General features: G+C 74.5%; 17 protein-coding genes. 10 read left to right on the top strand and 7 right to left on the bottom strand.

Going from position 1 to position 22,535, the window contains the following annotated elements:
- Positions 1–291 precede the first annotated feature (291 nt).
- Positions 292–855, bottom strand: a complete 564-nt coding sequence (orn, locus tag WMF33_RS42595; protein ID WP_437333950.1) for an oligoribonuclease — start codon at positions 853–855, stop codon at positions 292–294.
- Positions 856–976: 121 nt separating this feature from the next.
- Here orn and WMF33_RS42590 point away from each other — a divergent pair, with 121 nt between their 5' ends.
- Both WMF33_RS42590 and WMF33_RS42585 read left to right on the top strand, forming a co-directional pair.
- A complete protein-coding gene (locus WMF33_RS42590; protein WP_437333949.1) occupies positions 977–2,209 on the top strand; it encodes an acetyl-CoA C-acetyltransferase in 1,233 nt (410 codons plus the stop codon).
- Positions 2,206–3,324, top strand: coding sequence for a cation diffusion facilitator family transporter (locus tag WMF33_RS42585; protein WP_437333948.1), 1,119 nt, complete (start codon positions 2,206–2,208; stop codon positions 3,322–3,324). The genes WMF33_RS42590 and WMF33_RS42585 overlap by 4 nt, the downstream gene beginning before the upstream one ends.
- A gap of 14 nt (positions 3,325–3,338) precedes the next feature.
- Here the strand turns inward: WMF33_RS42585 and WMF33_RS42580 are convergent, their stop codons facing one another.
- The 6 genes from WMF33_RS42580 to WMF33_RS42555 all read right to left on the bottom strand — a co-directional run bounded on the left by WMF33_RS42580 (position 3,339) and on the right by WMF33_RS42555 (position 11,395).
- Positions 3,339–4,853: a glycine betaine ABC transporter substrate-binding protein gene (locus WMF33_RS42580; RefSeq protein WP_437333947.1), complete on the bottom strand. Its 1,515-nt coding sequence runs from the start codon at positions 4,851–4,853 to the stop codon at positions 3,339–3,341.
- Positions 4,850–5,623 carry an ABC transporter ATP-binding protein gene (locus WMF33_RS42575; protein ID WP_020740695.1) on the bottom strand — a complete coding sequence of 258 codons (774 nt, stop codon included), beginning with the start codon at positions 5,621–5,623 and terminating at the stop codon, positions 4,850–4,852. The genes WMF33_RS42580 and WMF33_RS42575 overlap by 4 nt, the downstream gene beginning before the upstream one ends.
- Positions 5,624–5,693: 70 nt before the next feature.
- On the bottom strand, positions 5,694–7,268 hold the full coding sequence (locus WMF33_RS42570; RefSeq protein ID WP_437333946.1) for a hypothetical protein: 1,575 nt from the start codon (positions 7,266–7,268) through the stop codon (positions 5,694–5,696).
- Entirely contained in the window at positions 7,226–7,609 is a 384-nt protein-coding gene (locus WMF33_RS42565) for a hypothetical protein (protein ID WP_061627831.1), read from the bottom strand. The genes WMF33_RS42570 and WMF33_RS42565 overlap by 43 nt, the downstream gene beginning before the upstream one ends.
- Entirely contained in the window at positions 7,609–10,080 is a 2,472-nt protein-coding gene (locus WMF33_RS42560; protein ID WP_437333945.1) for an Hsp70 family protein, read from the bottom strand. The genes WMF33_RS42565 and WMF33_RS42560 overlap by 1 nt, the downstream gene beginning before the upstream one ends.
- 157 nt (positions 10,081–10,237) lie before the next feature.
- Positions 10,238–11,395, bottom strand: coding sequence for a CAP domain-containing protein (locus WMF33_RS42555; RefSeq protein WP_437333944.1), 1,158 nt, complete (start codon positions 11,393–11,395; stop codon positions 10,238–10,240).
- A 196-nt stretch (positions 11,396–11,591) separates the two neighbouring features.
- Here WMF33_RS42555 and WMF33_RS42550 point away from each other — a divergent pair, with 196 nt between their 5' ends.
- The 8 genes from WMF33_RS42550 (at position 11,592) to WMF33_RS42515 (ending at position 22,523) form a co-directional block, all read left to right on the top strand.
- On the top strand, positions 11,592–13,067 hold the full coding sequence (locus WMF33_RS42550) for an MlaD family protein (protein WP_061625132.1): 1,476 nt from the start codon (positions 11,592–11,594) through the stop codon (positions 13,065–13,067).
- Positions 13,068–13,157: 90 nt separating this feature from the next.
- Entirely contained in the window at positions 13,158–14,828 is a 1,671-nt protein-coding gene (locus tag WMF33_RS42545; protein WP_437333943.1) for a multiheme c-type cytochrome, read from the top strand.
- Positions 14,829–15,016: 188 nt separating this feature from the next.
- On the top strand, positions 15,017–15,922 hold the full coding sequence (locus WMF33_RS42540; RefSeq protein WP_437333942.1) for an alpha/beta fold hydrolase: 906 nt from the start codon (positions 15,017–15,019) through the stop codon (positions 15,920–15,922).
- A 321-nt stretch (positions 15,923–16,243) separates the two neighbouring features.
- Entirely contained in the window at positions 16,244–16,840 is a 597-nt protein-coding gene (locus WMF33_RS42535) for an RNA polymerase sigma factor (RefSeq protein WP_437333941.1), read from the top strand.
- Positions 16,841–16,842: 2 nt separating this feature from the next.
- A complete protein-coding gene (locus WMF33_RS42530; protein ID WP_437333940.1) occupies positions 16,843–17,373 on the top strand; it encodes a hypothetical protein in 531 nt (176 codons plus the stop codon).
- Positions 17,373–18,710 (top strand): hypothetical protein, encoded by a 1,338-nt coding sequence (locus tag WMF33_RS42525; RefSeq protein ID WP_437333939.1) that lies wholly within the window; start codon positions 17,373–17,375, stop codon positions 18,708–18,710. Before WMF33_RS42530 ends, WMF33_RS42525 begins: the two co-directional genes overlap by 1 nt.
- A 73-nt stretch (positions 18,711–18,783) precedes the next feature.
- Positions 18,784–19,959: an ATP-binding protein gene (locus tag WMF33_RS42520; protein ID WP_437333938.1), complete on the top strand. Its 1,176-nt coding sequence runs from the start codon at positions 18,784–18,786 to the stop codon at positions 19,957–19,959.
- The gene (locus WMF33_RS42515) at positions 19,956–22,523 is read left to right on the top strand and encodes an NACHT domain-containing protein (RefSeq protein ID WP_437333937.1); all 2,568 of its coding nucleotides are present in this window, start codon (positions 19,956–19,958) and stop codon (positions 22,521–22,523) included. Before WMF33_RS42520 ends, WMF33_RS42515 begins: the two co-directional genes overlap by 4 nt.
- Positions 22,524–22,535 lie beyond the last annotated feature (12 nt).

The following is a 22,535-nucleotide window of genomic DNA, read 5'->3' as shown; positions in this document are numbered from 1 at the left end:
TCGTGCCGGAGGCCTGGACGCATGGCTAGCCTACTAAATGCATTCCCTCGATCGATCCATTTTTCTCGCGACGCCGACATTTTTCTTCTCATTGCCAGCAGCGCGGCGTCTTCGCCCGAGGGAGCAGACCTCGACGTCCGGTCGAGCGCGCGGCTCGCCCTGGGGTGGAGGGGGGGTGGACGGAGCGCGCTCCGGGGTTGAGCGCGTGGGGGGAGCGCCGGGCGGGGAGGCGAGCGGGGCTGCCGCGAGCTCGGGGCTCGCCCTCGAGCGCGCCTCGGGTCGGCGTGCCGCTCAGCGCGTCCCGGTGCCCGGGAGCGGCTGGAACACGTTCGCCCGGTACCACCGGAGCTCCTCGATCGACTCGCGGATGTCGTCGAGCGCGCGGTGGATCTCGCGCTTCTTCGGCGCGGCGCGCGTCGGATACCAGCGGCGCACGAGCTCCTTGAGGGTGGAGACGTCCACGATGCGGTAGTGCAGGAAAGAGAGGAGGTCCGGCATGTAGCGCTGCAGGAAGGCGCGGTCCTTCCAGACCGAGTTGCCGCACAGCACGGCCGTGCCCTTGTCGCAGTGCGCCTCGAGGAACGCGCGCGTCTCGGACTCCGCGTCGCCGACGGAGAGCGTGGAGGCGCGGATGCGCGCGAGGAGCCCCGAGCGCTCGTGGAGATCGCGGACGAAGTCGCTCATCCCCGCGAGGACGTCCTCGGGCTGGTGGATGACGAGGCACGGCCCCTCGGCGACGACGGTGAGATCGGGCTCCGTGACGATGGTCGCGATCTCCACGATCGCGCACGAGCTCTCGTCGAGCCCCGTCATCTCGAGATCGACCCACACCATGCGCTGCGACCGGTCCGTCATCGGCGGCGAGCATAGCCGATCCGCGCCGGTTCAGGGCCACCGAGACCCGGCGCGAGCGGGCTGCCCCGGGAACGGGCGGTATGCTAAGGCAGGGCCGGACACCGAGCGCGGGAGGCCTGTCATGCGAGACGTTTTCATCGTGGATGCCGTTCGCACGCCGCGCGGGCGCGGCAAGGCAGGCAAGGGGGCGCTCTCGGGCGTGCACCCCCAGGAGCTCCTCGCGCAGACGCTCAACCGCCTCGCCGAGAGGACCGGGATCCGCAAGGACGACGTGGAGGACGTCGTCGTCGGGTGCGTGACCCAGGCGGGCGAGCAGGGGGCGTGCGTCGCGCGCACCGCCATCCTCGCGGCCGGCTGGCCGGACGGCGTGACCGGCGTGACCGTCAACCGCTTCTGCGGCTCGGGCGCGCAGGCGGTGAACTTCGCGGCCATGGGCGTCATGTCCGGCCAGCAGGAGGTCGCCGTCGGCGGGGGCGTCGAGAGCATGTCGCGCGTGCCGATGGGCTCGGACGGCGCGCCCCTCGACGGCAACAACCTCGCCCTCCGCAAGAAGCTGGCGATGGTGCCGCAGGGCATCTCGGCGGACCTCATCGCGACGATCGAGGGCTTCTCGCGCGAGGACGTCGACCGCTTCGCGCTGGACAGCCAGCACAAGGCCGAGCGGGCCGCGCGCGAGGGGCGGTTCGCGAAGAGCCTGTTCACGGTCGTCGATCTCGACGGAAAGCCGCTGCTCGACCGCGACGAGCACCCGCGCGCCGGGGCCACGATGGAGGCGCTCGCGAAGCTCGAGCCGGCGTTCGCCGGCCTCGGCTCGACCCCGATGGGCCCCGCCGGCGAGACCGTGGACGAGCTGGCGCGCGTGCGGTACCCGCAGGTGGCGTCGATCGAGCACGTCCACACGGCGGGCAACTCGAGCGGCATCGTGGACGGCGCGGCGGTGGTGCTGCTCGCGTCGGGCGACTACGTGAAGGCGCACGGGCTCAGGCCGCGGGCGCGGCTCCGCGCCACGGCGACGGCCGGGGCGGAGCCGGTGATCATGCTGACGGCGCCGGCGCCGGCGTCGGAGCGGGCGCTCAAGAAGGCGGGCATGCAGGCGCGCGACGTCGATCTCTGGGAGATCAACGAGGCGTTCGCCGCGGTGCCGCTGCAGACGGCGCGCAAGCTCGGCGTCGACCTCGACCGCGTCAACGTGAACGGCGGCGCGATCGCGCTCGGGCACCCGCTCGGCGCGACCGGGGCGTGCCTGATCGGCACGGCGCTCGACGAGCTCGAGCGCGCCGATAAGGCGACCGCGCTGATCACGCTGTGCATCGGCGGAGGGATGGGCGTGGCGACCATCATCGAGCGGGTGTGAGCCGCGCCGGCGCCGCGATGGGGGTGCCCGACGATCACGGGAGCGGCGCCCATGAGCACCCGCACCGGGGCGACGCTCCGCCCGGCGAGCCGCGCGCGCACGACCCTCACGGCGCGCCCGGCCACGACCATGATCACGACCACGATCACGATCACGGCGACCCGCGGCACCACGACCACCATCACGACCACCGGCGCGCGCCGCTCCGGCGGCTCCTCGCGGCGTTCGCGCTCACGGCGTCGTTCCTGGTCGTCGAGGCGGCGGTCGGGTGGTGGTCGAAGAGCCTCGCCCTGCTGGCCGACGCGGGGCACATGCTCGCCGACGCCGCGGCGCTCGGGCTCGCCATCATCGCGCAGCGCATCGCGGCGCAGGCGCGGACGCGCGCGCGGACGTACGGCTACCGGCGCGCCGAGGTGCTCGCGGCGTTCGCCAACGGCATCGCGCTGGCGCTGACGGCGATCTGGATCTTCATCGAGGCGGTCCACAGGTGGCGCGCGCCGCAGGCGGTGCACGCCGAGGCGCTGGCGATCACCGCCTCGCTGGGGCTGCTCGTGAACGTGGCCTCGGCGCTGCTGCTCTCGACCGGCGAGCGCGGGCACAACATCAACACGCGGGCCGCGCTGGCGCACGTGCTGTCGGACGCGCTCGGCTCGGTCGGCGCCATCGTGGCCGGCGTGCTCATCCTCGCCTTCGGCTGGACCCGGGCCGACCCGGTGATCAGCGCGGCCATCGGCACGCTCGTGCTCTGGGGCGGCTGGCGGCTCGTGCGCGACACGTCGCGCGTGCTGATGGAGGGCAGCCCCATCGAGATCGACCTCGCCCACGTCGAGGACACGATCCGGAGCGTGCCCGGCGTGCTCGACTTCCACGACCTGCACGTCTGGTCGATCTCCGACGGCTTCAACGTGCTCACGGTGCACGTGGTGCTCGCCAGGGGGTACCACGGGACGGACGTGGCCGCGGCCGTGGGCCGGCGGCTGCGCGAGCGGCACGCGCTCGACCACTGCACGATCCAGCCCGAGCCGCTCCACGAAGAGCGCCTCGTCACGCTCCGGCGCCCGGGCGCCGGGTCGCCGCGCGGCGACCGGCCCGCCGGCGACCCGAGCGGCGCGTAGCCGGGCGCGGCCCGTCAGAGCTCCCGCAGCAGCGCCTCGGCGACCTCCGCGGGGGACTTTCCCCGCTCGTCGACGGCGACGTTGAGCTCCCGCATCCGCTCCGCGCCGATCTTGCCCTCCAGCCCCCGCAGCGCCTCGATCACCTCCGGGTGCTCCCGCGCGAGCCGCGCGCTCGCGAGGACGACGGCGTCGTAGGGCGGGATCGCCCGCCGGTCGTCCTCGAGCACGCGCAGGTCGAACGACACGATCCGCCCGTCCGTCGAGAAGGCGCTGATGACGTCCACCTCGCCCTCCCTCACGGCCTCGTACATGAGCGACGGGTCCATGCTGCGCTGCCTCGCGAACGCGATCCCGTAGCGCTGCTCGACCGTCTTCCACTCGGCGCGCTCGAAGAACTCGTAGTCTCCCCCGATCGACATCGATCGCGCCGCGGGCACGAGATCGCTGATGGTCCGCACGCCGAGCCGCTCCGCGCGCTCGCGTCGCAGCGCGAGCGCGTAGGTGTTCTCGAAGCCGAGCGCGGCGGCGACCACGATCCCGTGCTCCTCGAGCAGGTACCGCGTGACGCCGCGGAGCACCTCGCCCCGGTCGGCCGGGGCGTCGCCCCGCTTCATGACCGCCGTCCAGAGCGTCCCGGAGTATTCCACGTACGCGTCGATCTGGCCCGTCCTCAGCGCGTCGAACGCCACCGTCGACCCGAGCGACTCCACCGCCTCGGTGGGCAGCCCCGTCTCCTGCGCGATCTTCCCCGCGAGGACGCGGCTCAGGATGTACTGCTCGGTGAAGGTCTTCGATCCGATCGCGATCCGCCGCGCGCCGCCCCCGAGCGCCCCCCGGGCGAAGCCGGCCGCGGCGATGGCGTAGAGCAGCGCGAACGCGCCGATCGCCGCGGCCACGAGGCCCCGGCGGCGCCGGCGGAGGCCGATCTCGAGCGCCCGCACCGTGCCGTCCAGCACCAGCGCCAGCGCCGCCGCCGCCGCGCACCCGACGAGCACGGCCGCCGTGTTGCGCGTCTGCAGCCCGCTGAAGATGTAGTTGCCGAGGCTCTCCGCGCCGATGGGCGTCGAGAGCGTCGCGGTCCCCACCGTCCACACCGCGGCCGTCCTGATGCCGGCGACGATCACCGGCATGGCGAGCGGCAGCTCCACGCGCCGGAGCCGCTGGCCCGGCGTCATGCCGACGCCCTCGGCCGCCTCGATCAGGGCCGGATCGACGCTGGAGAGGCCCACCACCGTGTTCCGGAGGACCGGGAGCACGCTGTAGAGCACGAGCCCGATCAGCGCCGGCACGTAGCCGATGCTCGCGGCGCCGATCGCGGCGAGCGCGGGCACCATGAACGCGAGCAGCGCGAGGCTCGGCACGGTCTGGATGACGCTCGCGACGGCGAGCACCGGCTGCTCGAGCCGGCGCGCGCGCGAGACCAGCACGCCGAGCGGCACGCTGACGCCCGTCCCCACGAGGAGCGCGACGAGCGTGAGCTCGAGGTGCGCGAGGAGGCGCCCGGGGAGCAGGGCGAGCTGCTCGTTCACGGCCGGCGCTCCCCCTCCCGGAGCAGCGCGTCGATGACCGCCGCCTGCCGCTTCGGCGTCCCGACGAGCTGCGCCACGTACTCGTCCGCGGGCGCGGTCATGAGCTCCCGCGGCGTCCCCACCTGCGCGAGCCGCCCGCCCTGCATCACGGCGATGCGGTCGCCGAGCAGGAGGGCCTCGACGAGGTCGTGGGTCACGAAGATCGCGGTCAGGCCGAGCCGGCGCCGGATCGCCAGGAACGACTGCTGGAGCCGGTCGCGCGTCAGCGGATCGAGCGCCCCGAACGGCTCGTCGAGGAGCATCACCCGGGGCTCGGCGGCGAGCGCGCGCGCGACCCCGACCCGCTGCTGCTGGCCGCCCGAGAGCTCGTCGGGGCGGCGGTCGCGCACGGCCGCCGGATCGAGCTCGCAGAGCTCGAGGAGCGCGTCGACGCGCGCCCGGATGCGCGCCGCGTCCCAGCCGAGCAGCGACGGGGTGACGCCGATGTTCTCCGCCACGGTCAGGTGCGGGAACAGCCCGAGCCGCTGGAAGACGTAGCCGATGCGCCGGCGCAGCGCGTGCGGCGGCTCGCCGGTGATGTCCTTGCCGCCGATCCGGATCGCGCCCGACGTGGGCTCGATGAGGCGGTTCACCATCTTGAGCGTGGTCGTCTTGCCCGAGCCCGAGCCGCCGAGGAGGACGAGGAGCTCGCCCTCCTCGACGCGCAGCGAGACCCCGTCGACCGCGATCGCGCCGGCGTAGCGCTTCGTGACCCGGTCGAGCTCGATCATGCGGCCGGCTCGGAGGGATCCGGACGAACCGCCTCCGCCCCGGCGCGCGGCGCGGGCGCGCTCTCCCGCGTCATACCCCGCACCCGACGTTGCCGCGCTGGAGCCCGGCGAGGCGAGCGTCCTCGAGCGCCTCGGCCTCGGCGAGGAGCCACCGGAACATCGCGTTCGCGATCGCCCGCTCCTTGCGCGCGTTGAACAGCCAGACGGCCGCGTGGCAGACGTCGGCGTGCACCTTGGGGAACGCGAGGCGGCGGAACTCCGCGCCGGCGAGCGCCGCCGCGGCCTCGTACTGCGCGCGCAGCGAGATCCACTCGCGCCACTCCGACAGCGCCGGCAGCTCGCGCTTCTCGTCGACGCGGCGGCGGAGGGCGTCGCACGCGAGCTCCACCTCGGCCAGGAGCTCGTCCCGGAGGCGCCGGCGCGTGCGGCCGATCGTCCCGCCGAGATCGTCCCACGCCTCGCGCGGCACGCGCGCCGCCCGCAGCGCCGCCGCGAGGTCCTCCTCGACCGCGCGCGAGAGCGGGCCGAGCGCCGCCTGCGCGCCCGAGGCGCCGAGCAGCTGCGCGCGCTCGCGGAGCTCGGCCTGGGCGCGCTCGTCGTCGAGCGCCGCGTCCCACGCGCCGCCCAGCCGCCGGAGATCGTCGCCCGAGACCTTGCCGCGCGGCCGGAGCAGCATCGTCGCGTGGAGCAGCACCGCGCGGCTCCACAGGTCGCCCTCGGCGATCTTGGCGGCGCACGGCTCGGGCTCCTCCGGCTGCGGGGGCGGCGCGCCCTCGCCGGCGGCCAGGGCGCGGCGCACGAGCGGGAGCGTGGCGCGCCGATGGGGCGCGGCGAGCCAGCGGAGCCAGAGCTCGAGCGCGCCCGGCGCGGGCGCCTCCCCGAGCAGCCGCGCGGCGACGGCGCCGAGCAGCGCAAGCGCCCGGCCGCCCCCCTCCCGCGCGCGCTCGAGCACGGCCGGCCAGTCGCCGCGCGAGGCCGCCTCGGCGGCGAGCCACCCGGCGGCGACGCGGCGGGCCTCGCGGGGGCAGGCGCGCTCGTCCAGGCCGGCGACGCTGTCGAAGAGCGCCCGCGCGCCCTCCACGTCCCCGCGGTGCGCCGCGAGCATCGCGCCGGCGGCGATCCCCGCGCCGCGGAGCGGAACGGCGCTCGTCGACGACGGCGCGGGCCCCGCCCCCGCGCGCTCGATCCGCTCGCCGACCCAGGCCTCCACCGCGGCGCCCGGCCTCCGCGCGCGGCAGAGCGCCCACGCGGCCGCGAGCGCCGCGCCGCCGCGCCGGTCGGCGCGCCATGTCCAGTCCGACAGCCACGCGACGAAGTACGCGGCGCGCGGCAGCCCGAGCGGAATGAGCACGCCGCGCGCGACGAGCCACGGCGCGAGGAGGAGCGCGAGCGGCGCGAGCAGCAGCGCGCACCAGAGCTGGCCCACGGCGAGGCCGAGCGCGAGGACGCACGCGACCGGCACGAGGACGATGGTCATCGGGATGCGCCAGCTGCCCGAGCCGAGCACGAGCTCGCGCCACGACGCCTCGGGCCGGGCCTTCCGCGCGACCGCCACGCCGATCGCCCGCAGCGCGATCGCGATGCACAGGGCGGCGCCCCAGCTCACCGCGCCCTCCAGCCGAGCGCCGACAGCGCGTCCGGCCACGGCGCGCGCGGATCCTCGCCGGGCGGCTCCGGCGGCGGCAGCTCGCCGAGGTCGTCGTCGAGGTCGTCCCTGGGCGGCGGCCTCGGGTCGAGCCGCGCCCAGACCTCGTGGGCGAGGCGCCGCTCCGGGTCGCGGAGGGCGGCCATGGCCTGGCGCACCTTGTCGGCGGTCCGCGCTCCGGGGCCGACCGGCGTCGGGTAGGTCGCCGCGCTCGCGAGCTTGAGCTCGAGCATCCCGAGCAGCTTCTGCCCCTCGCGCTCGATCTCCGCGCGGCTCGCGGTCGGCCGCAGGCCGAGCACGTAGAACGGGTTGTCGCGGATGCGGCCGAGCGCGCCGTCCATCAGCGCACCCCCGACTCGTGGCCGAGCCTGCGCTTCTGCGCGTCGACCGGCAGGAGGCGCCAGATCTCCTCGGTGATCGCCCGCAGCGCGGCGGTGTCGCCGCGCTCCGCCGCGCCGCGCCCGTCGCGCACGAGCTTCTGCGCGCGGACCAGATCCGACGCCTGGTGCGCCTCGGAGGCGGCGTCCTCGAACATCCACACCCACGCCTTCGGGTGCCGCTGGAACGCCGCGCTGCTCAGGTTGCGGACGAGGCGGAGCTGCCGCTGGAGCTCGACCTGGTTCTTCTCGGCGCGCGCCCGCGAGACGCCCTGCGCGGCCTCTTCGAGGAGCGCCTTCTCGGTGCTCGACCCGAGCTGCGAGATCCACACCGACGCGTTCGCCACGGCGGCCTGGGCCTCGGCCTCGAGCTCCGGCCAGCGCTTGTCGGCCTCGGCCTGCTCGAGCAGCACGTCGAGCTCGAGCAGCGCGCGCCGCGCCTTCTGCCCGGCGTCGGCGTCGCCGCCGCGCGCCGCGGCCGCGTCGCGCTCCACCTCGACGAGCGCGCACTCGACGTAGGTGACCTTGCCGAGCGCGTGCGGCGCGTTCCGGCGCAGGGCGCTCTCGCGCACCGAGGCGAGCCGCTCGCGCATGGCCGCGAGCGAGGCGTCGAGCACCTCGGGCGCCGCCTCGGGGACGAGCAGGTGCGCGACCCGCTCGAACACGAGCCCCTGCGACGGGATCAGCGCGCGTGCCGACAGGTGCCCGCCCCGATCGAGCTCGAGCGTGAGCTCGATCGCCGCGCCCGCGGGCAGGGCCTGGGTGAGCCCGCTCCCGTCGATCTCGAGGGTCCCGACCACGCGGCAGAGGTGGGCGACGTCGAGCTCGCCCTGCACGATGGGGATCTTCAGCACGCACGCGCTGGAGCCCTTCGGGACGCTCTCCACGCTGTGGTGCACGAACGTCCGCCGGGCCGGCAGCGGCGCGCCCCGCTCGAAGTAGACCCGCACCGAGTTGTCCGCGAGCGCGACCCCGACGGTGCGCGACAGCGGCGGATCGCTGATCGTGAGCCCCTGGACGATGGTGATCGACCGCGGGTGCACCGGCACCCGCGCGCCGCCGGCCGCGGTCGCCTCGACGCGGAACACGTTCGGCCGGCGCGGGAGCAGGTCGACGGTGACCACGAACGCCCCCTCGGCGTCGAGCGGCGCCTCGGCGCTCGTCCAGCCGTCGCCCTCGCGCGCGAGCCGGACCCGCTCGGGCGCGGGCCCCGGCCCCTCCACGACGCGGCCCACCACGTGGGGCGTGAGGTCGCTCGACATCGCCGGGTACTGGAGCCAGAGCCGGCGGCCCTCCTCCTTGGCCCCCTCGGCCTGCCCGCGCCCGGACGTCCGCGCGTCGAGCCCGGCGGTCGCCGCGTAGATGGCGGCCCCCTGCGCGACGAGGGTCATCGGGTCGAGCCCCTCGCCGAACGGCGCGCCCAGCGCGTCCCGGACGCGCGCCCGCAGCGCCGGCATCACGGTCGGTCCGCCCACGAGCACGACGCGCGCGAGCTGCGACCGGTCGAGGCCGTGCGCCGCGAGGAGCCGCCGGCAGACCTCGATCGAGCGGTCGATGATCGGCGCGCAGAGCGCGTCGAGCGTGGGCCGCGCGAGGACCAGATCGACGTCGACGTGCGCGCCGTCCACCTCGAACGCCCCGGGGATCGCGAGCGCCGCCTCGTCGGCGCGGGTGAGCTCGATCTTGACCTCCTCGACCGCGAGCTTGAGCTTGCGGAGCGCGGCCGCGTGCCGCGGGTCGGCCCGGCTCACGGTGACGCCCTGGGTGCGCGCGATCTCGGCGAGCGCCCAGTCGACGATGGCCCAGTCGAAGTCGCGCCCGCCGAGGAAGTTGTCGCCGTCGTGCCCGACGACGCGGAGCAGCCCGTCGCGCGTCTCGAGCAGCGAGGCGTCGAAGGTCCCGCCGCCGAGGTCGTAGACGAGCCAGCTGCCGGTGGGCTCCTCGGCCGTCCAGCCGGCCGCGAGCGCCGAGGCCACCGGCTCCTGGATGAGCTCGACCCGCTCGAACCCCGCGAGCCGCGCCGCCTCCGACGTCGCCGCGCTCTGGGGCAGCTCGAAGAGCGCGGGCACCGAGATCACCGCCGAGGCGGGCAGGGCCCCGAGGTGCTCGGCGACGTCGGCGCGGAGCGAGCGGAGCACCTCGGCGGCGAGCTCCTCGGGCTTTTTCGTCACCTTCGCCGCGGCGAACTCGATCGGCTGGGCCGTCCCCATCAGCCGCTTGAACTCCGCGCGGGTGTTCTGCGGGTCGCTCTCGAGGAACCGGCGCGCGCGCGCGCCGACCGTGGTCGTCCCGCGCGCGTCGATCCGCACCACGCTCGGGGTGAGCGTCGCGCCCTGGGAGTTCCTGACGAGGGTGACCTTCTCGCCGTCGAAGGCGGCCGCGGTCGAGTTCGTGGTGCCGAGGTCGATGCCTACGTAAAGCGGGCGTGCAGCCATCGGTGCAAGGATACACGCGCGGCACGGTGGCCGCCCGGGCGAGCCGCAGGCGCCGGCGCGGCGGTGAAGAGGCCGAGCGCCGGCTCGCGGACGCGCTGGCGGAGCTCGAGCGGCTCCGGCGAGAGTACCGGCGGCGCCTGACGCCTGACGTCCGCGGTCACCCCGCGAACAGCTGCGTCACCCAGACCCGGCCGCTCGGGTCGCGCACGACGGCCACGCCGGTCCTTCCGTAGCGCCGGTCGAGCAGGTTGCCCCGGTGCGACGGGCTCGCCCAGATCGCGCGGTGCGCGCCCTCGGTCGTGCTCGAGCTGGCCACGTTCTCCCCCGCGATCGTCGCCCGGTAGCCCGCCGCCTTGAGGCGCACCGCCGGGTCGCCCGAGCCCACGTCGTGGCCCACCATCTTCGCCTTGATCATCTCCTCGGAGTGCGCCCGCGCCAGCGCGGTGAGCGCCGCGTCGCGCGCGAGCGCCGGCAGGCGCTCCGAGGCCCGCGCGGCGTTCATCATCCGCAGCATCGCGTCCTCGTCGCCCTGCGCCCCCTTCGCGGCCTCCTCGCCGGGCGCGGTCGCGCGGACGTACCGGCCCGGCGGGGCGCTCCCCGCGAAGATCATCGCCTCCAGCACGGGCCTTGGCCCGGTCGACACCGTGGCCAGCACCTGCACCAGCCAGCTCCCCGGCTGGTCGACCGCGAAGCTCGAGCGGAGCCGCGCGCCCGACAGCGAGCTCAGCACCGTCTTGGGCGCGCCCCGCGGCCCCAGCAGCACCACCTTCACCGCGCTCGCCGGCACCCGCATCGTCCCTTCGAGGGTCACCCACTGCCCCACGCGCGCCGTCGTCGGCAGCGGCGACAGATCCGCGAGCGCGTCCACCCCGACCGCGGCCACGATCACCGTCCCATCCGGCTTCTTCGCCTGGGCCACCCCACATCGCCGCACCCCGAGCGTGGTCCAGCCCGCGATCCACCCGTCGAGCCGCGCCCCGACCTCGTCCGGCGCCAGCCCTCGGCCGGAGATCGACCAGCCCCTCGGCCAGGCGTGCGGCGCGCCCGCGGCGCGCAGCGTGAAGGCGAGCTCGTCGGGCGGCATGATCTCCCCTCCCTGGAGCTGCCGCTCGACGTTGCGCCGGGCGACGGCGGCGAGCGCCGCGTCCGCGCTCCCGCAGCGCGCCGCGAGCGCGGCGACGTCCGGCGCGAGGGCCGCGGGCGGCTGCGGCGATCGCGTCGCCGCCTCCCACGTGAGCGCCGGCGGCTCCGCGGCTGCCGCCCCGGCGAAGGTGAGCGCCGCGACGAACACCCCTCTGGCCCACCACGACCGCATACGCCTCGGCTAGCAGGTTTCCGGGCCTGGCGCCCGTCTCCGGCCGCCCGCGTGCGGCGCGCGCCCGACCCCCGCGCGCGCCGCTTCGCACCGGACGCGGCGCGCCACGCGCCACGCGCCACGCGCCACCCGTCGCGTCGGGGAGAAAGCCGCGCGGTCCCGCGGTCGGCTCGTGCTACCGTGGCCCTCGCGCAGGATGGCTGAGGTCTCCAAGGCCGCGAAGGTCGGCGTCATGACGATCGTGCTCGCAGGCGCGGCCTACGGCGGCTACCGCTTCGTCTCGCGCGACGTGGGCGGCGGGAACGGCTACCGCGTCTGGGCCACGCTGCCGGACGCCATCGGCGTGTCCCCGCAATCGCGGGTGATGATCTCGGGCATCCAGGTCGGCGTCGTCGACAAGATCTCGCTCTACAACGGCCAGGCGCGCATCGACATCAAGATGAGCCCCGACGTCCCGCTCTACGAGGACGCGGCCATCGGCAAGCGCGCCACGAGCCTCATCGGCGAGTCGTTCGTCGTGCTCTCGCCCGGCACCGAGGGCAAGCCGCGCATCCCCGACGAGGGGCGGGTCCTCTATTACATCGATGAGCCGACGATCCAGTCGATGCAGGGGCAGGTCGCCGAGATCCTGAAGGACGTCAAGACCGTCACCGAGACGCTGAAGAACACCGTCGGCTCCGAGACCGGGCAGGAGCGGCTCGCGCAGATCCTCGACAACCTCGCGGACGTCACCGAGCAGATGAACGCGACCGTCCGCGAGAACCGCGCGGGCGTCACGCAGACGATCAACAACATCAACCAGATCACGGGCGAGTCGGGCCCGCGCCTGCGGGAGATCCTCCGCAACGTCGAGCAGGTGACCCGCGACATCCGCACGATGACGGCCGCGGCCGAGGTGCCCGGCCAGCAGGGCGGGCAGCCCGGCGAGCTCCGGCGCGCCGCCGAGCGGGTGGGGCGCGCGACCGAGAACCTCGAGTCGGCGCTGAAGCACGTGGACAGCATCGCCGCGCGCGTCGACCGCGGGGAGGGGACGCTCGGCCGCCTCACCAAGGACGAGACGCTGATCAACGAGGTCGAGACGGTCGTCGAGGACGTCGGCGAGCTCGTCGGCGGGATCAGCCGCTTCCAGACGGTGGTCGGGCTCCGGACCGACTACAACTTCCTGGCCAACACCATCAAGAGCTACGTCGAGCTCCGGCTCCAGCCGACCGAGGACAAGTACTACGTCGTCGAGCTGGTGAACGATCCGCGCGGCAAGACGGACTTCCAGCAGATCGACGTCGACACGACCAACATCAACGACCCGGCGCACTACCGCGAGGTCCGCACGATCACGACGAACGCCTTCCGCTTCTCGTTCCAGTTCGCGAAGCGGCTCGGCCCGTTCACGGGCCGGTTCGGCATCAAGGAGTCGACGGGGGGCCTCGGCCTCGATCTCCACCTGCTCGACGACCGGTTCGAGCTCCGGCAGGACCTCTTCGGCTTCGGCGAGGAGCTGTCGCCGCGCTGGCGCGTCGCGCTCGCGTACGAGTTCATCCGCAAGCTGTGGCTGCTCGGCGGCATGGACGACATCCTGAACACCGATCGCCGGGATTACTTCATCGGCCTGCAGCTCCGGTTCAACGACGCCGACCTGAAGACGGTCCTGCCCTTCGCTCCGTCGAGCTTCTGAGCGTCCCCGGCGCCCGCGCCGGCGCCTCGACACCGGCGCCTCGGCGCGGCCTCCGCTCATGCGCCCGAGCCCGTGTGCTATAGCGCGGGCATGAAGCGCTCGCTTCTTCGCGGAGTGCGTCGGGGGTACGCGCTCTTGATCCCTTTCCTCGCGATCGCCGCGGCGGCCGGCGCGGCGGCCTGCCAGGGGTGCAAGGTCCCCGAGCAGGGCGCCGCGAGCGCGGAGGCGGACGCCGACGCGGGCGCGACCCGGCCGACGGTGCGGCTCTACGTGCTCAGCACCGTGGCCGGCGCGCTGGAGCCGTGCGGCTGCACGAAGGACCAGCTCGGGGGCATCGACCACCTCGCCGCCCTGATCGAGGGCCAGCGCGGCGAGGCGCCGGCTCGCCTCGTGGTCGGCGCCGGGCCGCTGCTGTTCATGGAGCCGGAGGTGAAGCCGGAGCGCCGCACCCAGGACGCCTGGAAGGCCGAGGCGATGGCGCTGGCGGCGAAGGAGATCGGGCTCGCGGCGTGGGCGCCGGGCGAGAACGACTGGGCGCTCGGCGCCGAGGCGCTCGCGAAGTACCAGGAGCAGTCCGGGGCGGCCGTGCTCGCCAAGAACCTCGAGGGCGCGCAGGGCGTCCGGGGCGTCGTGGTGCGCGACGTCTCCGGCGTGAAGGTGGGCCTCATCGGCGTGAGCGACCCGAAGGGCCTCGCCGGCGCCTATCCCGACGGCGTCAAGGCCGGCTCGACGGTCGAGGCGGTGAAGGCGGGCGTCGAGGAGGCGAAGAAGCAGGGCGCGACGGTGTTCGTGGGGCTCGCCGCCTTGCCGCGGGGCGAGGCGCTGCGGCTCGCCGACAACGCGCCGGAGCTGCACGTGCTCGTGCTGGGCAAGCCCAGCGAGCGCGGGGACGTCAACGACGGCCCGAAGCCGCCGGTGCTCATCGGGACGACGCTGGTCGTCGAGACGCCGAACCACCTCCAGTCGGTGGCGGTCGTGGATCTCTTCGTCCGCGGCAAGGGCGACGGCCCGCTCGTGTTCGCCGACGCGGGCGGCGTCGCCAAGGCCGACGAGCTCATCAGCCTGTCGGCGCGGATCCGGGAGCTCGAGATCCGCCTCAACGGCTGGGAGGGCAGCAAGACGGTCTCCGCGAAGGACATCGCCGATCGGAAGGCCGATCTGGAGAAGCTCCGGGCGGAGAAGGCGAAGCTCGAGTCGGCGGAGACGAAGGTGACCGGCAGCTTCTTCCGCTACAGCGCGGTGGAGGTGCGCGAGAAGCTCGGCGCCGACAAGGACGTCGCCGGGCAGCTCCTCGCCTATTACAAGCGGGTCAACGCCCACAACAAGGAGGCGTTCGCGGATCGCGTCCCCGAGCCGCCGGCGAAGGGCGAGGCCAGCTACATCGGCATCGACGCCTGCACGAACTGCCACGACGAGGAGCGCAAGGTCTTCGACGGCACCGCGCACGCGCGGGCCTACGCGACGCTGCAGCAGGATTTCAAGGAGTACAACCTCGACTGCGTGAGCTGTCACGTGACCGGCTACGGCAAGCCGGGCGGCTCCACGGTGACGCACAACGCCTCCCTCCAGAACGTGCAGTGCGAGGAGTGTCACGGCCCGGGCTCGCTGCACGCGAAGGATCCCGAGAAGAAGGGGCTCATCGTGCTCGCGCCCTCGCCCGAGAGCTGCGTCACGCAGTGCCACCACCCGCCGCACGTCGAGGGGTTCGAGCCCATGGCCAAGATGCAGCTCATCCTCGGGCCCGGGCACGGCCGGGACTGACGCAGGTGCCGGGGTCGGGGCTGACGCCGGCCCGGGCGCAGCCCTGGTGCTGACGCCGGCCCGGGCGCAGCCCCGGCGCTGACGCCGGCCCGGCGACGGCCGGTGCCGACGCACGGGCGGGCGCGCGGCGGCGCCCCTCGGGGCTGCGGCATTTCCGCGCCGTATCGTTCGCGCTACGGGGAGCGCCCGTGACGAATGTCCACGCCGTCGTCTCCCGCCTGGGCCCGGCCGAGCGCGCGATCCTCGCGGAGCTCGCCGCCGGCGAGCCGCCGTTCGCGGTGCACCGCCGCGCCGCGCTGAGCTCGACGCTCCGCTACCTGGAGGGCGGCCGCGGCGCGCCGGTGGTCCTCCTGCACGGCCGCGGCAACGCCGCGACGACGTGGTTCCCGCTGCTCCCCGAGCTCGCGCGCCGCCACCGCGTCATCGCCGTGGATCTGCCGGGCTTCGGCCACGCCTCGTCGCCGCCGTTCGAGGGCGGGGGCTTCGAGGAGGGCCTCCGCTTCTTCGCCGATCCGGTCGAGGAGCTCCTGCTCGAGCTGGATCTCGGCGACGCCGCGCTCGTCGGCCACTCGCTCGGCGGGCTGGTCGCGGCGGAGATCGCGCTCCGCAGGCGCGCGCGCCCGCGGAAGCTCGTGCTCATCGGCGCGATGGGGGTCGGGTCGGTCATGACCGCCTGGAGCCGCGCCTACTTCCGCGCCCCGCCGGAGCGCCTGATGCGGGTGCTCGGCAAGGCGCTCTTCCGCCGCGTCCGCCCCCCGCAGCCCACGCCGCGCGGCGAGCGCCTCGCGGCGTTGCACGGCGAGCTCTACGCCGTGCCCGACGGCCGGGTCGCCCCTGTCGCCGCGTTCAACGCGCTCTTCCCCGCGGTCGGCCCCGTGCCCCATCGCCTCTCGCGGCTCGGCGAGATCGAGGCGGAGACGCTGGTGCTCTGGGGCGAGCGCGACGACGTGTTCCCGGCGCCGCTCGGCATCGCCGCGGCCGCCGCGATCCCCCGCGCCACGCTGCGCCTCGTGCCGCTCGGCCACGCGCCCCACCTGGAGGACCCGGCGCTGGTCGTTCCCGAGCTCCTCGAGTTCCTTGCGCCCGGAGGCTAGGACAGCCGTCCAGGAACCGAGGGTGGCCGTCCAGGAACCGAGGGCGGCCGTCCAGGAACCGGGGGCGGCCGTCCAGGAACCGAGGGCGGCCGTCCAGGAACCGGGGGCGGCCGTCCAGGAACCGAGGGCGGCCGTCCAGGAACCGAGGGCGGCCGTCCAGGAACCGAGGGCGGCCGTCCAGGAACCGAGGGCGGCCGTCCAGGAACCGAGAAGGGGCTCGGTCGGGCCGCGGCGGCCCTCGGCCATCTCGATGCCGCTGGCGCGTTCTCGACCGGCCCGTGAAATTTGGGGGAGGGCTCGCGCGAACTGTCTGGGTCCAGCATGATTCCAGTGGCCACGCCGCCGTATCCCCAAGCGTCCGACGGGCTCCCCGCGGCGTCGCTTGTGACGGTGGGGGCGTCTCTCGACGAGACCGCCGCCCTGCGGCCGGTGGTGCGCGCGGCGATCGCCTGCGTGCTCGGGGAGCGGTCCGATCACCCCGACGTCGAGGATTGCACCCACGAGGCGCTCGCCCGGGCCCTCGAGGGGCGCAGCCGCCTGCGCGACGGCGAGCCGCTGCGCCCGTGGGTGCTCGGGATCGCGCGCCACGTGGCGCTCGACGTGCTGCGCCGCCGCCGCCGCACGCGGCGCGCCGAGGCGCTCCCGGAGGCGAGCGCCGAGGAGCAGCGCGAGCTCATCGACTCGGTCGAGGACCCGGCGCCCGGGCCCGAGGAGCGCGCCGCCCAGACCGAGCGCGCCCGCCGGATCGAGCTGGCCCTGCAGAAGCTGGCCGAACCCCAGCGCCGCGCGCTCCTGGCCTTCCACGTCGAAGGCCTCAACTACCAGCAGATATCGCGCCGGCTCGACATCCCGCTCGGGACGGTGGCGACGTGGATCGCGCGAGGCAGGCGCTGCCTGGCCGAGGCGCTCGGAGAGTGACGATGCAAGACGACGACAGGCTCGCGCCCGACCTCGTGTGGCAGTCCAACGGTCACCTCACCGAGATAGCGCTCTGCGCGCTGGGCGACGGCGAGGGGGCCCTCCTGCCCGAGGGCGCGCTCGAGCATGCCGCGCGCTGCCAGAGCTGCTCCTCGGAGCTCGGCCAGGCGGCGCTCCTGTCGCTCCGCGCGGGGGAGCTCCTGCGCGCGCAGGCGGCGCACGGCGGCGCGAGGGAGACCGCCGCGCCGCGCGCGCCGCTGCCGGTCCCGGCGCTCGCGTTCGCCCTGGCGATCTCGGCGCTCGGCGCGGCGCCGTCGCTCGTGGCCGGGGCGGGCGGCCTGCGGGAGAGCTGGGCGGGGCTCTGGCACGCCTGCTCGGTGGTGGTGAGGGTCGGCTGCGCCGTCGCCGGGAGCGGGGCCCTGTCCGGCTGGCTCACGGCGCTGCCGTGGCTCTCGGCGGCCTTGCTCGTGCTCGTGGGGGCCTATGTCGCGTGGACCAGGGGAAAGCAGCTCTCGCTGAACGGAGGGATCTGATGCGCACCGTCTCGACTCGTCTCGTCTCCTCGCGCCTCGCCGCCGCCGCGCTGGGCGCGGCGCTGGGGGCCTCGGCCAGCGGCGCGGCCACGGCGGAGATCCTCCGCAAGGGGGCATGGCCAGACGTCGAGCCGAAGGTGAGCGTCGAGGTGAGCAACGAGCCGCGCAACGAGGCGCTCAAGCGCGTCGCCCAGGCGGCCGGGTGGAGCCTCGTGCTCAACGTGCCGCCCGGCGACGCCGTCGATCTCCACGTCCAGGACCAGCCGGCGGACCGGGTGCTGGAGCTCCTGCTCGCCGACGGGAGCTACGTCGCGACCCGCGACGGCGACCTGATCGCGATCGCCCCGGCCCCGGCGGCGCCGTACCCGGCCCCGGCGGCGCCGGCCCCGGAGAAGCCCGCGGCCGGGTCCCCGGCGGCGCCCTCGCCCGCGGCGTCGCCCGACGACGCCGAGGACGAGGACGCCGAGGAGGCGCGGCCCTCGTCGCGCGGCCGGGATCGGTTCGTGACCGGCGGGAGCCTCCGGATCGAGAAGGGCGAGGTGGTCAACGACGTGTCGGTGATCGGCGGCTCGCTCGACGTGTGGGGCACCGTCACCGGCGACATCGACGTGATGGGCGGCTCCACGCACATCCACGAGGGCGCGCGCGTGCGCGGCGATGTATCGACGGTGGGCGGCCCGCTCACCGTGGCCGACGGCGCCAGCATCGACGGCGACGTCGACGTCGTGGGCGGCCCGCTCCGGCGGGGCGAGCGCGCGCGCATCCGCGGCGACGTGAACAACGACGCGAACCCGATGGGCGGCGACGGATCGAGCGCGAAGGGCGCGTCCACGCTCGCGCGCAAGGCCGGCAACGCGGTGACGCGCACGGCCTTCCTGTTCGCGTTCGGCGCGGTGATGCTGGCGCTCTGGCCGCGGCGCATGGAGGCGCTCAAGGTCGAGATCGCCGCCCGGCCGATGCGATCGTTCGCGCTCGGCGCGGTGGGCGTCCTCGGCGCCGTCGCGGTCGCCGCCGCCCTGTGCGTCACGCTGATCGGCATCCCGTTCGCGGTGATCGGCCTGCTGCTCGCCGTCGTCGCCGTGGTCGCGGGCGGCTGCGCCGTGCTCGAGACCGCGGGGGCGGGGCTCTTCGGTCACCGCACCAGGAACCCCTACGCGCACCTCGCCATCGGCTGCCTCGGCCTGCTGCTCGTCAGCGGGATCCCCTACGTCGGCGGCGCGCTCTGCGCGGCCGTCGCGCTGATCGGCGCCGGCGCGCTCGTCGCCACCCGGCTCGCGGGGCTCCTCCGGCCGAGGCCGCGGGAGGGGGCGGGGGGCCCCTACCGCACGGCGCCTTGAGCTGGCTTCGCCCGTCTCGGACGGCGCGAGCGCCGATGTACCTCCGCTGAAGGCTGCGCGCTAGCATCGCGCCGTGACCTCCGACCCGATCGAGAAGAGGCTGCGGCTCGGCGAGGACTCGGTGACCGAGTTCAAGCGGATCGAGGCCCCCGGCAAGGCGCCGAAGGACCTCGCCGAGACGATCGCGGCCTTCGCCAACGCGCTGGGCGGTCAGATCTTCCTCGGGGTCGAGGACGACGGCACGCCGACGGGGGTCGGCACGATGAAGGAGGCCGACACGCTGATGCTGTCGGTGGTTCAGGCGTGCCAGACCGTCGTCCATCCGGCCATCTGGTGCCCGATCACGAAGGTCGACGTCTCAGGCAAGCTGCTGCTCGTCGTCGACGTGCCGGCGTCCAGCCCGGACAGGCCTTACCGCGCGAAGCATGTTTACTGGATCCGCGACGGGAGCATGACGCGTGAGGCGACGCGCCATGAGCTCGTTCGCATGCTCCAGTCGCAGAACGCCTACCATGACGAGAGCGTCGTCCATGGGGCGACGATGGCGGATCTCGATCTGGCCGTCGTCGACGACCTCTTGCGTTCGGTCTACGACCCGAGCGCACCTGCCCAGCGGAACCGTTACCTGCGTGCGCTGAAGTGCGTGGATCCTGGCGAGACGCCGACCGTGGCCGGCCTCCTGCTCTTCGGCCGCGAGCCCGAGCGATGGTTCGTCGATGCCAGGATCTCTGCGGTCTGCTTCGCCGGCACCGGGATGTCGACGGAGCTCGTCGATCGACAAGAGATCACCGGACACCTCCTCAAGCAGATCGAGAGCGCCGCAGCGTTCCTGGAGCGCTACACACCCGCGCCGGCGCTCATCCAGCGCTGGGAGCGGATCGAGCGCGGCGTGCCGCAGACGGCGCTGCGCGAGGCGCTCCTCAACGCCGTCGCCCACCGGGATTACCGCGCCGCGTCCCAGATCCGGATCCTCGCCTTCCAGGATCGGGTCGAGATCATCAATCCTGGCGTGCTCCTGAATCACCTGACGCTCGACAGCATCCAGGTCGGGGGCATCAGCCAGCGCAGGAACCCGGTGCTCGCCTCGGTGCTCGCGCGCGCTCGTCGCGGGGAGAGCCTCGGGATGGGGATCCCGGAGATGGTCGCGCAGATGCGCGCGCGAGGGTTGCCGCCGCCGGAGTTCGATCTGCAGGGAGGACACTTCCGGGTGGTGCTGCGCGTGGCGCCCTCCCCCGAGGCGCGTGCATGAACGATCGGCGCGACGCAGGCTCGCCGTGGTGGGAGGCGCTCCGGAGCGGCGCCGTGGTCGAGCTTGCGCTTGTCCGGATCGATCTCGTCGGGCCGTCCTTCCCCTGGAAGGAGCTGCCGGACAGCGGGTACCTGCAGCGTCGCGTGCGGTACACCGCCGGCGTCGAGTACCTCGCGCGCGGGCTCGGGGCGATCCAGCCGCTCGCGTGGAGCGAGGACGCCGCCATGCTCGTGCTCGGCGCTGCGTCCGGCGAGGCGCTGGCCACGCTCGCTTTTCGCGCCTTGAAAGAGCTCTGGGAGCGCGTGCACATCGATCTCCAGCTCTCGGCGCGCCTCGTGGCGCATCTCGTCCGGTCGCCGTGGGCCCGCGAGCTCGTCGATGACGCCGAGAGGGTGCTGCGCGGCTGGATGGCGGCGATCCCGCCTGGCGCAGCCGCGCTGAGCGAGGACCTGGCGCTCGCCCTCCCGCCGCCGGACGCGCGGGAGCTCACGCCGTGCGGCCTCGTGCTCGAGGGGGCGCCCTCCTACATCTTCCCCCAGAGCGCAGCTCGCGGCGCGCCGCCGGCGACGCAGCGCGACCAGGCATGGGCGGCGCTCCGTGGCTACGCGCAGAGCCCGGAGCTGCGGCGCATCCGTTACGTCGGCTTCCATCTCCGGAGGAGCGAGCCGCCGAGCCTGGACCTCCGCGATGTCTTCGTGTCTCCGCGGCTCGACGTCAGCTCGCCGCGCACGAGCGCCACGGAGCGGAGCGCGCGAGGGATCGAGGGCGGGAGCTCCGAGCCGTCCGGCGAGCGGGTGCGCCTCGCTCGCCATCCCATGGGCGAGGGCTTCGAGGAGCTGTTCGCGAGGCACCGGCATCTCGTCCTCCTCGGCGATCCCGGCTCGGGGAAAACGACGCTGCTCCGGTGGCTCGCGATCACGGCGGCGGCGGGTCGCTTCGTGCTGGCGTCGGAGAGCGGCGCTGCCGAACGCCTCCTCCCGCTGCCTGTCAGCGTCGGCCAGCTCGCGGAGCTGCGTCGGTGCGCCGAGCGGCGGGAGGTGTCTGTCGTCGAAGCGCTCGGTCGTTACTTTCACGAGCGCGGCGCTGGCGACGAGGCGATGGTGCGCGAGGCGCTGACCCGCGAGCTTCTGGCAGGCCGCTGCCTCGTGCTGCTCGACGGGCTCGACGAGGTCCGCTCGACCGAGCGCGACGAGCTCCAGCGGTGGCTCGCCTCGTTCGCGGCGGCTCATCCGCGGAACCGGTTCGTCGTCACCTCGCGGATCGTCGGGTATGCAGGGTTCGATCTGCCCGGGCGCGTGGAGGCGACGCTCCGGCCGTTCGATCGAGAGCAGGTCGAGCGCTACGTGAGCGCCTGGCACCGGGCCTATGTGCGATGGAAGGGGCCGGAGGACGCGGCCTCCTCCACGGACGAGGCCGACGCGATGGCGGGGAAGCTCCTCGCCGCCATCGACGCCAGCCCGAGGCTCGGCGCGCTCGCGGGCAACCCGTTCCTCCTCTCGGCGCTCGCGTCGATTCACCGCGCGGAAGGTCGCCTGCCGCGCCACCGGGTCCAGGCGTACGCCATGATTTCACGCACGCTCTGCGAGACGTGGGCTGCGGCGCGCCGCCTCTCGGCCAGCGGCGCGTCGGACGCCTCCATGGCGTACGAAGAGGAGGCCCTGCCCATCCTCGGGAAGCTCGCGCTGGCGATGCACGAGCGCTATCCGGCCGGGGTCGCGCCGGAGCCCTTCGTGGTGGAGGCGCTGAGCGAGGCGCTCGGCGCGCAAGCGGGGGTCTCCGGAGAAGAAGGTCTCCTCGCGGCGCGCCGTTTCCTGGAGAAGTCGGGGCGTGAGCTGGGCCTCTTGATGGAGCGCGGAGCGCAAGCGTGGGGGTTCATGCACCTCACCTTCCAGGAGTTCTTCGCGGCCGCCGGGCTCCACGCGATGGAGCGGTTCGAGGAGGTGGCGCTGGCGCGTCTCTTCGATGCCCGCTGGAGCGAGGTGATCCGGCTCGGCGTGGGCTACATGGCGCTCGAGCAGAAGCGACCCGCGGCGGCGCGCGGGTTCGTCGAGCGGGTCCTGTCGTGGGAAGAGCCGGAGCCGCGGCGGTGGGTGACGAGCGTCCTGCGCAAGCAGGTGCCCATCGCGACGCTGCTCGCCGCGGAGGCGGGCGAGGCGTTGCCGGCGGCGCTGCAGGAGCATGTGGCGGCCGCGATGGCGGCGTGGGTCGTCGAGCCGCCGTCGTTCGATGCACCTCGGGAGTTCCTGCGGGAGCTCGCGGTGACCGAGCTCGGCGGGCGCGTCGCCGAGGCGCTTCTCAAGTGGCTCGAGGACGAGAGCCCCGCGCGCCGTTCGATGGCCGCGCTGGCGCTCGGCGAGCTGCGCTCGAGCGCAGCCGTGGAGCGGCTGATGTCGCTGCTCGCCGACGCCGACGCGACCGTGCGCGACTTCGCCGGCCTAGCCCTCGGGAGCATCGGAGGCGACGATGTCGAGCGACAGCTCGAAGCGCTCGCCGAGTCCGGCCCGCCGGAGAGCAAGAAAAGCGACCGCGACACGCCGTCAGGCTCGCCCAGCGCGCCGCCTTGATGCCCTGCGCCG

The organism is Sorangium sp. So ce394, assembly GCF_051474665.1.
GTDB lineage: Bacteria > Myxococcota_A > Polyangia > Polyangiales > Polyangiaceae > Sorangium > Sorangium cellulosum_D.
This window is presented reverse-complemented; position numbering and strand designations above follow the sequence as displayed.

Coding starts and splice junctions, on each gene's coding strand:
- WMF33_RS42530 (WP_437333940.1), top strand. CDS start 16,843: ATGCAAGACGACGACAGGCTCGCGCCCGACCTCGTGTGGCAGTCCAAC.
- WMF33_RS42575 (WP_020740695.1), bottom strand. CDS start 5,623: ATGATCGAGCTCGACCGGGTCACGAAGCGCTACGCCGGCGCGATCGCG.
- WMF33_RS42515 (WP_437333937.1), top strand. CDS start 19,956: ATGAACGATCGGCGCGACGCAGGCTCGCCGTGGTGGGAGGCGCTCCGG.
- WMF33_RS42555 (WP_437333944.1), bottom strand. CDS start 11,395: ATGCGGTCGTGGTGGGCCAGAGGGGTGTTCGTCGCGGCGCTCACCTTC.
- WMF33_RS42525 (WP_437333939.1), top strand. CDS start 17,373: ATGCGCACCGTCTCGACTCGTCTCGTCTCCTCGCGCCTCGCCGCCGCC.
- WMF33_RS42560 (WP_437333945.1), bottom strand. CDS start 10,080: ATGGCTGCACGCCCGCTTTACGTAGGCATCGACCTCGGCACCACGAAC.
- WMF33_RS42590 (WP_437333949.1), top strand. CDS start 977: ATGCGAGACGTTTTCATCGTGGATGCCGTTCGCACGCCGCGCGGGCGC.
- WMF33_RS42545 (WP_437333943.1), top strand. CDS start 13,158: ATGAAGCGCTCGCTTCTTCGCGGAGTGCGTCGGGGGTACGCGCTCTTG.
- orn (WP_437333950.1), bottom strand. CDS start 855: ATGACGGACCGGTCGCAGCGCATGGTGTGGGTCGATCTCGAGATGACG.
- WMF33_RS42550 (WP_061625132.1), top strand. CDS start 11,592: ATGGCTGAGGTCTCCAAGGCCGCGAAGGTCGGCGTCATGACGATCGTG.
- WMF33_RS42535 (WP_437333941.1), top strand. CDS start 16,244: ATGATTCCAGTGGCCACGCCGCCGTATCCCCAAGCGTCCGACGGGCTC.
- WMF33_RS42565 (WP_061627831.1), bottom strand. CDS start 7,609: ATGGACGGCGCGCTCGGCCGCATCCGCGACAACCCGTTCTACGTGCTC.